Raw genomic sequence first — 12,674 nt, forward strand, 5'->3', positions numbered from 1 at the left:
CATCGCGCGCATCGGTTAACATAGCGGAACTTCGCTTCTCCGCCCCAAGGTTTCCGATGGCCTCGAATCTCCACGATCTTCCCGACAGCCCGTGCATCGGCGTCTGTTCCACGCTGTTCGACGACGTCTGCAAAGGCTGCGGCCGCACTGCCACCGAAGTGTCCAACTGGGTTTTCCTGAGCGACGAGGAAAAGCGCGCCGTGTGGGTTCGCATCGAGCAGGAAGGCTCGGCGATGCGCTTTGCGAACGACAAGCTGTAGGATTGCATTCCCACCGTCCCTGGTCGCATGGTTGCGCTCGGGTCGCGCTCAAACTTGAAACCTGAAAGAAAACGCCGAGGCGCGAACCGCGCCGCGGCGTTCCTGCATGGCGACTACGGCTGATCAAGCGCGCAAGCAACGTGTGACGATCAGAACCGCATCCCGACACCCAACCCAACCACCACCGGATCGATGCTCAAGCGGCCGAGCGCCTGACCGCCGAGCGAAGCATCCGTGTGCATCCAGATCTTCTTGATATCCGCGTTGACGAACAACGACTTGGTGACTTGCACGTCGACGCCCGCCTGCAACGCCGGCCCCCAACTGTGATTGGTGATCGAGATCGGCTGGCCGCCCGCGTTCAGGCCGTTGTTATAGAACAGCGTGTAGTTGAGACCCGCGCCGACATACGGACGAATCCGCCCCGCGTGGTTGAAGTGATATTGCAGCAGCAGCGTGGGCGGCAACACATTCACGCCGCCAAGACCGCCGAGGCTCGAAGTCACTTGATGCCGCGACGTGCCGAGAATCAGCTCGACGCCGAGGTAGTCACGGATCATGTACGTCAGATCCAGCTCCGGCACGATCGCGTTGTTCACACCCACGTTGAGCGTGGTCAGCGATCCGGTCGTGCTCACGTTCGGCATGATGCTGATCGCGCGCAGACGCACCAGCACGTCGCCGGCGTGAATGCCGCTCATCGTGTCGTCGCCGGCGGCATGCGCTTGCGGCGCGAGCGCGCCCGCGAACAGCAAGCTCGAAGCGATGACGGCTGTTCTGATTCTGTTTCTGGATGAGTACTTCATGTGCTTCCCCGCTTTGTTTGTTTGCGTGCGGGGATTGTCGAAGTTCTCGTCGCGCGGCGGGTTGACGCGTATCAACCCAGCGAGAATGCCCTGCGCCCTGCGACAGCCGGTCGCGTCGCGCCTGTGAGCAGCAGTTCGAGCAGGTCGTGCACGCTGCGAATCGCCGTGCCGAACGGCAACGCTTCACGGCCGCGGAAGAACAGACCATTTGCCACATCGCCGCGCAATGCCGCCGCGAGCCGTGTGTCGATGCAGAAGTGGCCGAACCTCTCGATACCGTCGCGCCAGCCGCACGCGCTGAGGCATTCGAGCGCGGTCGGACAGACGTGTTTGAGCGCGCCGACTTTTTCACGGATCTTCGTTTCGTGGCGCAAATAGCGCATCAGCCATGGCGTTTTCACGGCGCGCGCGGGCAGTCCCGTCACGCTGACGAATTCGACGATGTCCTCCGGCGTGGCTTCGGCCAGCACGCGCTTGAAGTTCGGATGCGCGTCGCCTTCCTCGGTGACGGCGAACGGCGTGCCCAGCTGCACGCCGCTAGCGCCCGCGCTCAGCAACTTACTGACGGCTTCGTGACTATTGATGCCGCCCGCAACGATCAAGGGCACGTCCTGACGGTTCAGGCCGAGCGAGGTGAAGACCGTGTCGAGTTCTTCGAGGATGCGGAAGAAATCGAAGCGTCGATCGTGTTGATCGGCCAGGTTGTTGACGCCGAGATGGCCGCCCGCATGCGCCGGATGCTCGAGCACCACCGCGTCGGGCAAACGGCCTTTTTTCATCCACTTCTTCAGCACCAGCGCAACGCCACGGCTGTCCGACAGAATCGGAATCAGCGCGATGTCATGGCCTTGGGTCATGTCCGGCAGATCGAGCGGCAGGCCCGCGCCCATGACGATCGCGTCGGCGCCGCTCTCGCACGCGACGCGCACGTAGTCGGCTTGCGCGCTGAGCGCTTTCATCACGTTGACGGCGATCATGCCGCGGCCTTCGCTCAGTGCTTTGGCGGCGTGGATTTCGCGGGCCAGCGCGGTGAGATTGGCTTCTTCCAGCGTGGCCCGATCGGGCGACTCGCGGCAACGTTCGATCAGATCGCGATGATGATGCCGCAAGTCGATACTGGCGATGGTGCCCAGCGCGCCTTCACGGGCGACACTGCCGGCCAGGCGGTGCGCCGAGATGCCGACGCCCATGCCGCCTTGCACGATCGGAAGTAGTGAACGGCCGCGAATGACGAGCGGTGGGAAGGAATGAGAAGTGAGCATGACTGGCCCGATGGCGGATTATCGAAACGCTGATAATCGTCGGTCGGGCGCTGTCTGCGTTGCTTCAGGTCAATGAGCCGGCGAATGTCCAGGTCATGTGTGGTCTTCGGTTGACGTCGGTCAACCGAATCACGCCTTGAACTGCATGGACTTGAGTTCGAGATACTCTTCGAGTCCGTAGACCCCGTTTTCGCGGCCGAAACCCGACTGCTTGAAACCGCCGAAAGGCGCGGCCATGTTCCACGTGCCGCCGTTGATATCGACCTGGCCGGTTCGAATCCGCCGAGCGACGCCGGCGGCACGCTCGTCGCTGCCGGCCCATACGGCGCCGCCGAGACCATACGGCGAATCGTTGGCGATCCGAACGGCTTCCTCTTCGTCCTTATAGGTCAGAATCGACAGCACCGGGCCGAAGATTTCTTCTTGCGCGATCGTCGCCTTGGGGTGCACGCGGCCGAACACGGTCGGCTTGACGAAGAAGCCTTTCGATAGTCCATCAGGCAAGCCCGCGCCGCCCGTCACCAGGTCGGCGCCCTCCTCGATCCCCTTCGCGATGTACTGCTGCACGCGCGCCTGTTGCGCCGCCGACGCCAACGGGCCGAGACGTGTCGTTTCATTGCGCGGATCGCCGGCGACATAGGCCTCGGCGGCCTGCTTCGCCAGCGCGCGTGCTTCGTCGTAGCGCGATTCGGGCACCAGCATGCGCGTATGCGCCGAACAGGTTTGCCCGGAGTTCAGGAAGCACGCGCTGACCGTGCCTTTCACCGCCGCGGCAAAATCGGCATCGTCGAGAATCACCGACGCCGACTTGCCGCCGAGTTCGAGCGCCACGCGCTTGACCGTCGCCGAAGCCAGTTCGGACACACGTTTGCCGGCGCGAGTCGAGCCGGTGAACGAGACCATATCGACCGACGGATGGCTCGCCAGCACCTCGCCCACCACCGGTCCATAACCGCTCACGAGATTGAACACGCCGGCCGGCAGCCCGGCTTCGTGGATCGCCTCGGCCAGCACGAACGCATTCAGCGGCGCAATCTCCGACGGCTTGAGCACCACCGTGCAACCTGCGGCGAGCGCCGCCGCTACCTTTAGCGTGACCTGGTTGAGCGGATAGTTCCACGGCGTGATCGCCGCCACCACGCCGACCGGTTCGCGCACCACCAGCGAATTGCCGACGCGTTCCTCATACTGGAATTCGCTCGCGAGCTTCGCGTACGCGCCCCAGTTGTAGACGGGGCCGCCCACCTGAATGGCGCGCGCGAGATTCAGCGGCATGCCGACTTCGCCCGCGATCAAGCTGGCCAGTTCGTCGGTGCGCGCTTTCAGGTTCGCGGCGATCTTGCGCAGATATTCGCCGCGCTCGGCGGCGGGCGTCGCGGCCCAGCCGTCGAACGCCACGCGTGCCGCGGCGATCGCGCTTTCGGCATCGGCCTCGACGCCTTCAGGGATGCGGCCCATGATCTCTTCCGTGCCCGAGTCGATCACGTCGATCGTGCCGGTGCCGCACGGTGCGATCCACTTGCCGTCGATATAGAGTTGCTCGTAGGTCTTCATGATGGTCGGTCCCTGTCTGTGTCTCCGGAATGGTCTTCTATTCTAACCAGCGCTGTGGGGAAGGCCGATGCGCGAGGCGCGTGCCATGAAAAAAGCCCGCTTCGAAGAAGCGGGCTTTGCGGTGCAACGTGATGCGGCGAACAGTGGCTCCTCGGGCCGTGGCAGTCTCAGAAGCCCAGCGTACGTGCAGACGCGGCGACGAATAAACCACGCAATCGGGTAGCCAGCAGCGCTTCGCTCGCTTACTATCCGACTTCATAAGAAAGTGCCGCCCTCCGGCGCGCGCATCGTTGAGACCAACCATGAACCCCACACGACACTCCGAACTTCGGCTGATTGCCGCATTGCTTGCTATCGGCATCACGGCAAGTCCCACGCATGCGGCTGAGTCTTCGGCGGAAGCCACATCTGAGACCGAACTAAACACCACGGCAGCGCCACACTCGGCGGTTAATCTCCCAGGCGGTCTCGGTGACTTCTGCTTCTTCGCACATCTCCCGCCCGCGAGCCAGAAATACAGGATCATCAAAGATCTGAAGATCGGCAAGGGCACCTACGGCAGCGTCGAGGACATCCTGCCCAAGATGGCTGAGTACGCCCAGGTGCGCGGAGCGGACGCGATCGTCGAGTACACCGGATCGCAGCGTTTCGGCTTCTGGCCGTGGCGCATGGTCCGCCCGGTAGTGCGCGGCGTTGCCGTGCAGTGGACGGAGCCTAAGCCACCGGGTTGCAAGTCCATCGGCGGCACGAAGTTGAGCACAATCCTGTCGTCGGGTCAGCCGCCCGCGCAGTAGTGCGGCGGGTAGCGGCCCCGCGATGCGTCAGTCTTGCTGCAGACCCTGATTCAACAGGAAGTCTTCTTGGTTGGCGCCGAAGTCGCTGCGCCATCGGTCATCATTTCGATGGTGCGATCAGCGAGACCGCTCACGAACTCACGGTCGTGCGACATGGCGCCAATGCATCTTCGAAATCAATCACCCAGAATATGCACGGACTCCATCAACGTGCGTGGGACAAAAAAACCGTCGGGAAATCGTTGGTACTGGATGTAGTACTATCCGGCATCGACAAATGCTCGGTTCCCGCTCGGAAAGCCCCGTCCAGGGGAAAACTTTTATGAATATGCTTTCAATATGGCCTACCCTGGTCATTCTCGGTCTCACGATCCTCATTCTGTCGCCGAAGCGTGCTTTTTCGTTTCTCGATACCGCCCCTGTTGCGCATCAACATCGACTGGATTCGATTGACGGATTGCGTGGGATCCTCGCTTCGGCGGTTGTATTTCATCACTTTGTGATGACCGCATACAACATGAAGCAAGGAACATCCGGGTTGCCGCCATCGCCTTTCTATGCGTTCATTGGGCCAGGTGCAGTGTCGATTTTCTTCATGATTACCGGGTATTTGTTTTGGGGACGCCTGCTTGATCGCCAGGGAAACATTAAATGGCTTGAGCTGTATATCAATCGCGCATTCCGGATTTACCCTCTCTACCTGCTGCTGATTGTCGCGTATTTTATATTTGTCATTCGTCATGTGGGCATCGCTACCGCTCAGACGCATGGTGAAACGGTTGCACAACTCTCGCAATGGCTTTTTTTCGGCCTCGTCAATCAACCTATCCCATTCCTCAATCATCCTGAGTATCTGGGGGTAGTCGGACAAACGTGGAGCCTTCATTACGAATGGCTCTTCTATATGTCACTTCCGCTGCTCGCAATTGTCGCCCGCGAAAAGGCTACGGTTGCAATCACCGCTTCAACCTTGATCGTTTTGCTGTTTGGCAGTGGTGTGGTCGACGATCTGAACGTCGTCTTCATCGAGCACTTTGTAATCGGAATGCTCACGGCGAGCCTGCTTCGCTCATACCCCAAACTTAGGGGACATGGTGTTATTCGCTCAGTTTTCGCGATTGTCGCCGTTGCCTCGGCAATCTTCCTTTCCGGTAGCCCTTATTCGAAGCTCGGAACCGTTCTTCTTGGCATATCTTTCTTTCTCGTGGCTTCAGGTGCTTCAGTATTTGGAATATTGACCGCCTCGGGCACGAAGCGGCTTGGCAATGTGAGTTACAGCATTTACCTGTTGCATGGGCTGGTTATCAATATCCTGATGCAATTCCCCCGTTACAACGCGAACCTTGTATTCACCGTTCAAAGATTCTGGCTCGTTACGTTTCTGACCTATGGTTTTATCATCGCTATCTCGATTGCTACCTATTACGTCATAGAGCGAGGCGGCATTCGCCTGGGGCGCCGGGTCATTCAACATCTTCCGACCAGCGCCACAAGATCGAGCAGCGTGCTGGCCGAATAGCATCGGGCCCGATGGGCCGCCAGCGATACAAAAAAGGCGTGCAACCGTTTCGAGTTGCACGCCTCTGATAGTCAGAAAACCGACGATTTACTGCACACCCTGGCTCAGCAAAAAGTCTTCGTAATTGCCACCAAAGTCGTTCAACGTGCCATTGGTCTTCACTTCGATGACGCGATTCGCCAGACCGCTCACGAACTCACGGTCGTGCGACACGAAAATCAGCGTGCCTTCGAACTTGTCGAGCGCGATCTGCAGCGACTCGATCGATTCCATGTCCATGTGGTTGGTCGGCTCGTCCATCAGCAGCACGTTGTGGCGGCCCAGCATCAGCTTGCCCCAGATCATGCGGCCCTTCTCGCCGCCGGAGAGCACCTTGACCGACTTGCGGATGTCGTCGGCATTGAACAGCAGCCGGCCGAGCGTGCCGCGCACCATCTGCTCGTCGTCGCCTTCCTTGCGATAGCCGTCGATCCAGTCCATCAGCGTGACGTCGTCCGGAAACTCTTCGTACGTGTCCTGCGGCATGTAGCCGACGTTCGCGTTCTCGGCCCACTTCACCGTGCCGTGATCGAGCTCCAGCCTGCCCAGCAGCGAACGCAGCAGCGTGGTCTTGCCCGCACCGTTCTCGCCGATGATCGCGATACGCTCGCCCGGCTGCACGCTGATGCTGAAGTCGTTGAAAATGCTGCGCTCATACTTCTTCGAGATCCTGTCGGCCACCACCGCGATGTTGTGCAGCTTCTTCTCGTACTCGAAGCGAATAAACGGGTTCTGCCGCGACGACGGCTTGAATTCCTCGATCTTGATCTTGTCGATCATCTTCAGCCGGCTGGTGGCCTGACGCGCCTTCGACTTGTTCGCCGAGAAGCGGCGCACGAAGTCCTGCAGGTCGGCCACACGTTCCTTCGCCTTCGCGTTGGCGTTCTGCTGACGCTCGCGCGCCTGCGTGCTCGCCAGCATGTAGTCGTCGTAGTTGCCCGGATAGACCTTCAGCGTGCCGAAGTCCATGTCGGCCATGTGCGTGCAGACCTGGTTCAGGAAGTGTCGATCGTGCGAGATGATGATCATCGTCGAGTTGTACTGGTTGAGCACGTCTTCCAGCCAACGGATCGAGTTGATGTCCAGGTTGTTGGTCGGCTCGTCCAGCAGCAGCACGTCCGGCTTCGAGAACAGCGCCTGCGCGAGCAGCACGCGCAGTTTCCAGCCGGGCGCCACGTTGCTCATCGGGCCATTGTGGTCCTCGATCGCAATGCCGATGCCGAGCAGCAGTTCGCCCGCGCGCGCTTCGGCGGTGTAGCCGTCGTACTCGGCGAACTTCGCTTCGAGTTCGGCGGCGTGCATGTAGTCGTCGTCCGTCGCGTCGGGGTTCGCGTAGATCGCGTCGCGCTCGGTCATGGCGGCCCACATTTCCGTGTGGCCCATCATCACGACGTCGAGCACGCGCACGTCTTCGTAAGCGAACTGATCCTGGCGCAGCTTACCGAGGCGCACGTTCGGCTCGAGCATGACGCTGCCCGAACTCGGCTCCAGGTCGCTGCCCAGAATCTTCATGAAGGTGGATTTGCCGCAGCCGTTCGCACCGATCAGGCCATAGCGGTTCCCTTCCCCGAATTTGACCGAGATGTTCTCGAAGAGGGGCTTTGGCCCGAATTGCATGGTGATATTGGCGGTAGACAGCACGGCGCGTCCCTTTGAATGTGATATCGGCGAAAAACCCAATATTTTAGCAGGTTATCGCGAATTCAACCCGCACGCGCGTCGCGCTACCAGGTTTGGGCGCCGCGCGGCGTCTGCAAAACGTCGATGAAGGCCGACAGGTCGGCCTCGCCGAGCCCCATCGCCGCGCCGAGCCGCAGCAATTGCTGGACCGTCGACGACACCGGCATCGGCGTGCCCGTCTCGTACGCGGTGGCCGCCACCGTGTCGATGTCTTTCTGAAAGGTCCGAAACGCGCCGATCGGCGCGAGGCCGCTTTGCGTCATGCGCGGCACGAACGTCTGCAGCAGCACCGAATCGGCCCAGCCGCCGGCGAGACCCTCGGTCAGCCGGGAGGCGTCGAGGCCGCTGCGCTGCGCGAGGCTCACCGCCTCGGCAATCGCCGCCAGCGTCGCGGTGACGATGGCCTGGTTGCACAGCTTGGCGGTCTGGCCCGCGCCGACCTCGCCCATGTGCGTGACACGCGCCGCGTAGGCGCTGAGCAGCGGTCTGACGGCCTCGACGTCCGCGGCGGCGCCGCCCGCCATGACCGCCAGCGTGCCGGCCGTCGCGCCGGCCACGCCGCCGGACACCGGCGCGTCGATCCAGCCGACGCTGCCGACCGCCTCGCGCTCACCCTCGCCTGCGTCCGCGCGAACCGCCGTTAGCGCCGCCGCGCGCTGCGCGAAGGCGCGCGTCGCGGCCGGCGGAATGCTGGAGTGATCGACGATCCAGCGCAACCGGCCCGGTACGGGCGCATCGGCGCTCAGCAGGCCCGCTGCGCCGAACACGGTTTGCTCCACTGCCGCCGCGTCCGCCACGCACAGCAGCACGGCCTCACACCGTGCGGCGAGTTCGCGCGGCGTCTCGGCCACTTGAGCGCCGTCCGCCAGCAGCACTTCCGCCTTGGCCCGCGTGCGATTCCAGACATGCACTGTATGCCCGGCGCGCAGCAGATGCCGGATCATCGGCGCGCCCATCAAACCAGGACCGCAAAAACCAATTTCCACTTTGGAACCTCGTCGCATGTCAGATTGAGTTGCGCGGACATGATAACGGCGGCGTCCCGCCACCGCATACCGGGCACGGCATGTGCGGCATGACTTGCTCACGCGGGGGCCGTTCGCGGCGCTTCCGTTGCCTATACTTTTTGAACACCAACGAAGATCAAAGGAGGAAGTCCATGTCCGAACACGTCTATAAACAGATCGAACTGACCGGCTCGTCGACCAAATCGATCGACGACGCCATCAGCACGGCAATCGCGAAAGCGTCGAAGACGCTGCGCAATCTGCACTGGTTCGAAGTGACGGAAACACGGGGCCAGATCGAAAACGACAAGGTGGCGTACTGGCAGGTGACCATCAAGGTTGGTTTGCGCATCGACTGATGTGCCGGCCGCCTGGCCATCGGCGCGTTAAAAACCCAAGGCAAAAAAAGCTGCGTCCGTACAGGACGCAGCTCCTCAAAGCAGCGGTTGCTGAGACCGCCGCCTGGTCGACCTTTGGCGGCGTTACTTCGGCAGAGTGCCGTCCACGCCTTCCACATACCAGTTCAGGCGTTGCAGTTCCGGATCGGTCAGCGTCTTGCCGGCCGGCACCTTCACCGCGCCGGATTGATCCTTGAGCGGACCCGTGAACACGTCCCACTTGCCGCCCGCCAGTTCGTCGCGCTTGGCCGCGACCTGCTTCTGCGCGTCAGCCGGAATCGCGGACGTGTTCAGATCTTCCAGGTTGACGGCTTTCTGCGGAATGCCCCACCACACCGGATCGTTCTTCCACTTGCCATCCAGCACCTGCTGGATCGCCGCGTTGTAATAGACACCCCAGTGCGCGACCACCGAACCGAGGTGCGCGTCAGGACCGAACTTCTTCATATCCGAATCCCAGCCGAACGCGTGCACGTGCTTGGCCGACGCCGTGGCGAGCGTGGCGCTCGAATCGGTGTTTTGCAGCAGCACGTCGGCGCCCTGGCCGATCAGCGTTTCAGCCGCCTGCTTTTCCTTGCCCGGATCGAACCAGCTATTGATCCAGATGACCTTGGTGTGCACCTTCGGATTCACCGAGCGCGCGCCGAGCGTGTACGCGTTGATGTTGCGGATCACTTCGGGAATCGGCACCGACGCCACGAAGCCGAGCGTGTTGGTCTTCGTCACGTAGCCCGCGGCGACGCCGGCCAGGTACGCGCCCTGGTACATGCGCACGTCATAGGTGCCGAAGTTCGGCGCTTTCTTGTAGCCGGTTGCGTGCAGGAAAACGGTATCCGGGAAATCCTTCGCGACCTTCAGTTCGAAGTCCTGATAGCCGAAGCTCGAACCGATGATGATCTTGTTGCCCTTGTTCGCCAGATCGCGGAACACGCGCTCGGAGTCGGCCGATTCCGGCACGTTTTCGATGCGCGTGATCTTGATCTTGTTGCCGAACTTCGCTTCTGCTTCCTTCGAGCCCTGATCGTGCGCGAAGGTCCAGCCCGCATCGCCCGGATTGCCCAGGTAGACGAACGCGACGCCCGGCGCATCGGCGGCCTGCGCGCTTTGCGCGAGCGGCGCGGCGAGCGCCAGCGAGGCCGCGCCCCAAGCGAAAGCGGTCAGCAGATTTCTTCTCTTCATGTTTTCTCCTGTCGTGTTTATCGAATGATGTGAAAAGCGGAGTCGATGGTCGGTCAGCCCGCCGAGAAAAACGGTTTGCCCAGCGAGGCCGGCGCATTCAGACGGATCGTGTTCGGATTGCGCGAAATCAGCACCAGCACGACGACCGTCGCGACGTACGGCAGCATCGCGAGAAATTGCGTCGGCACCGGCACGCCGATCGCCTGGGCGTAAAACTGCAGGCCCGTCACGGCGCCGAACAGCAGCGCGCCGATCAGCAGGCGCCCCGGGCGCCACGTCGCGAACACGACCAGCGCGAGCGCGATCCAGCCGCGGCCCGAGGTGAGCTGTTCCTGCCACAGGTGCAGATTGACGATCGAGTAGTACCCGCCCGCGAGTCCGGCCATGCCGCCGCCGAACGCCACCGCGCCGTAACGCACACCGATCACCGGAAAGCCGACCGAGTGCGCGACCTGCGGCGATTCGCCGACCGAGCGCAGCACGAGGCCCGCGCGCGTGCGGTACAGGAACCAGCCGATTACCGCGAACATCAGGAACGCGAGGTAATCGAGCGGCGTGAGGCTGAAGAACGCTGGACCGAGCACCGGGATCTTCGAGAGGCCGGGAATCGTCCACGTGTCGATGGTCGCGCGCACCGCAGCCGACGTGTACGGCTTGCCGACGTACGCCGAGAGGCCGATGCCGAAGATCGTCAGCGAGAGACCCGTGGCGACCTGATTGGCGAGCATGGTGAGCGTGAGAAACGCAAACAGCAGCGACATCGCGAGACCGGCGCCGATCGCGGCAAGCACGCCGAGCCACGGGCTGCCGGTGATCGCGGTGACCGCGTAGCCGGTCACAGCGCCCATCAGCATCATGCCTTCGACGCCGAGGTTGAGGACGCCCGATTTTTCGGTGACGAGTTCGCCCGCGCCCGCGAACATCAGCGGAATCGCGGCGGTGACGGCGCTCGACGTGAGCGAGCTGGCTTGTTGAATGTCCATGTGGATCCGGCGATAAATCAGTGAGCGAATGTCGGAGAGCTGGTCAGTGAACCTGGGCGGCCAGCGTTCGGCGGCGCACGCGGTAGTTCACGAACAGGTCGGCACCCAGCAGGCAGAACAGCAACAGCCCCTGGAACACGCCGGAAAGCGCTTGCGGCAGTTGCATCGAGGTTTGCACGGCTTCGCCGCCGAGGTACAGCAACGCCATCAGCAGGCTCGCGAGCACGATGCCGAGCGGATGCAGCCGCCCCACGAACACGACGATGATCGCGGTGAAGCCGTAACCCGGCGACCACGTGGCCTGCAACTGCCCGATCGGACCGGAGATCTCGCCCATGCCGGCGAGGCCGGCGAGGCCGCCGCTGATCAGCAGCGACGTCCAGATGGTCTTCTTGTCGGAGAAGCCGGCGTAGCGCGCGGCGAGTGGCGCGAGACCGCCGACGTTCATGCGGTAGCCCGCGAAGCTCTTGCGCATGAAAACCCACACGAGCGGAATCGCGATCAGCGTGACGAACACCGATGCGTTCAGACGCGTGCCGCGCAGCCATTTCCAGTGCCAGTCGCCGGAGAAGGTCGGATAGAGCGCGTCGCCGCTGAACATCTCCGAAAGCGGGAAGTTCATGCCCTGCGGATCGCGCCACGGGCCGCTCACCAGGTAGATCAGCAGTTGCGTGGCCACATACGTGAGCATCAGGCTGACGAGAATCTCGTTGGTGTTGAAGCGGCTTTTGAGCAGCGCCGGAATCGCCGCCCACGCCATGCCGCCGAGCACGCCGGCAATCATCATGGTCGGCAAAATCCACCAGCCGGTGGCCTGATCGAAATAGATCGCGACGCCGCTCGCGGCGATGCCGCCGAGCAGCATTTGCCCTTCGGCGCCGATGTTCCAGACGTTGGCGCGATAGCCGATGGCGAGACCCAAGCCGATCAGGCACAACGGCGATGCCTTCAGCAGCAGCTCGGACCAGCCGTTCACGCTGGACAGCGGCTCGATGAAAAACGCGTGCATGGCCTGCAGCGGATCGCGGCCGACGAGGCTGAAGATCAGAAAGCCGATCGCGAGCGTGAGCAACGCGGCGATCAGCGGCACGGCGAGCTGCATGGTGCGCGAGGGCGTCGTGCGTGCTTCGAGTCGATACGGAAGAATCATGGGTAGCGTGTGATTGATATGGTTCTCGTACTGATGCCGGGCG

At 62.2% G+C, this 12,674-nt stretch carries 12 protein-coding genes; 4 read left to right on the forward strand and 8 right to left on the reverse strand.

Annotation, left to right across the window (positions count from 1 at the left end; genetic code table 11):
- The first annotated feature begins 56 nt into the window (after window positions 1-56).
- Window positions 57-260 carry a DUF1289 domain-containing protein gene (locus tag P0D80_RS25635; RefSeq protein ID WP_132374188.1) on the forward strand — a complete coding sequence of 68 codons (204 nt, stop codon included), beginning with the start codon at window positions 57-59 and terminating at the stop codon, window positions 258-260.
- 149 nt (window positions 261-409) lie between these two features.
- On the opposite strand, the gene P0D80_RS25640 is transcribed toward P0D80_RS25635, so the two are convergent.
- The 3 genes from P0D80_RS25640 to P0D80_RS25650 all read right to left on the reverse strand — a co-directional run bounded on the left by P0D80_RS25640 (window position 410) and on the right by P0D80_RS25650 (window position 3,882).
- Entirely contained in the window at window positions 410-1,066 is a 657-nt protein-coding gene (locus P0D80_RS25640; RefSeq protein WP_132374187.1) for an OmpW/AlkL family protein, read from the reverse strand.
- 71 nt (window positions 1,067-1,137) lie between these two features.
- Entirely contained in the window at window positions 1,138-2,328 is a 1,191-nt protein-coding gene (locus P0D80_RS25645) for an NAD(P)H-dependent flavin oxidoreductase (protein ID WP_408287435.1), read from the reverse strand.
- Window positions 2,329-2,457: 129 nt separating this feature from the next.
- Window positions 2,458-3,882: an aldehyde dehydrogenase family protein gene (locus tag P0D80_RS25650; protein WP_408287438.1), complete on the reverse strand. Its 1,425-nt coding sequence runs from the start codon at window positions 3,880-3,882 to the stop codon at window positions 2,458-2,460.
- Window positions 3,883-4,184: 302 nt separating this feature from the next.
- Between P0D80_RS25650 and P0D80_RS25655 the strand changes: the two genes are divergently transcribed.
- Window positions 4,185-4,676 carry a hypothetical protein gene (locus tag P0D80_RS25655; protein WP_408287441.1) on the forward strand — a complete coding sequence of 164 codons (492 nt, stop codon included), beginning with the start codon at window positions 4,185-4,187 and terminating at the stop codon, window positions 4,674-4,676.
- Window positions 4,677-4,998: 322 nt separating this feature from the next.
- Window positions 4,999-6,195, forward strand: coding sequence for an acyltransferase family protein (locus tag P0D80_RS25660; protein WP_408287444.1), 1,197 nt, complete (start codon window positions 4,999-5,001; stop codon window positions 6,193-6,195).
- A gap of 87 nt (window positions 6,196-6,282) precedes the next feature.
- Here the strand turns inward: P0D80_RS25660 and P0D80_RS25665 are convergent, their stop codons facing one another.
- Together P0D80_RS25665 and P0D80_RS25670 are read right to left on the reverse strand one after the other, a co-directional pair.
- Window positions 6,283-7,875 carry an ABC-F family ATPase gene (locus P0D80_RS25665; protein WP_408176141.1) on the reverse strand — a complete coding sequence of 531 codons (1,593 nt, stop codon included), beginning with the start codon at window positions 7,873-7,875 and terminating at the stop codon, window positions 6,283-6,285.
- Between the two features lie 83 nt (window positions 7,876-7,958).
- Window positions 7,959-8,900 (reverse strand): NAD(P)-dependent oxidoreductase, encoded by a 942-nt coding sequence (locus P0D80_RS25670; protein WP_408287447.1) that lies wholly within the window; start codon window positions 8,898-8,900, stop codon window positions 7,959-7,961.
- A 173-nt stretch (window positions 8,901-9,073) separates the two neighbouring features.
- Here P0D80_RS25670 and P0D80_RS25675 point away from each other — a divergent pair, with 173 nt between their 5' ends.
- The gene (locus tag P0D80_RS25675; protein WP_091793652.1) at window positions 9,074-9,280 is read left to right on the forward strand and encodes a dodecin; all 207 of its coding nucleotides are present in this window, start codon (window positions 9,074-9,076) and stop codon (window positions 9,278-9,280) included.
- A 123-nt stretch (window positions 9,281-9,403) separates the two neighbouring features.
- On the opposite strand, the gene P0D80_RS25680 is transcribed toward P0D80_RS25675, so the two are convergent.
- Genes P0D80_RS25680 through P0D80_RS25690 form a run of 3 tightly spaced genes read right to left on the reverse strand, consistent with a single transcriptional unit; the run spans window position 9,404 to window position 12,631 of the window.
- Window positions 9,404-10,498 carry a BMP family ABC transporter substrate-binding protein gene (locus tag P0D80_RS25680; protein WP_408287450.1) on the reverse strand — a complete coding sequence of 365 codons (1,095 nt, stop codon included), beginning with the start codon at window positions 10,496-10,498 and terminating at the stop codon, window positions 9,404-9,406.
- A 53-nt stretch (window positions 10,499-10,551) separates the two neighbouring features.
- A complete protein-coding gene (locus P0D80_RS25685) occupies window positions 10,552-11,481 on the reverse strand; it encodes an ABC transporter permease (protein WP_012433315.1) in 930 nt (309 codons plus the stop codon).
- A 43-nt stretch (window positions 11,482-11,524) separates the two neighbouring features.
- A complete protein-coding gene (locus P0D80_RS25690; protein ID WP_132374181.1) occupies window positions 11,525-12,631 on the reverse strand; it encodes an ABC transporter permease in 1,107 nt (368 codons plus the stop codon).
- Window positions 12,632-12,674: the final 43 nt, after the last annotated feature.

The organism is Paraburkholderia sp. RL17-373-BIF-A (assembly GCF_046030175.1).
Taxonomy (GTDB): domain Bacteria; phylum Pseudomonadota; class Gammaproteobacteria; order Burkholderiales; family Burkholderiaceae; genus Paraburkholderia.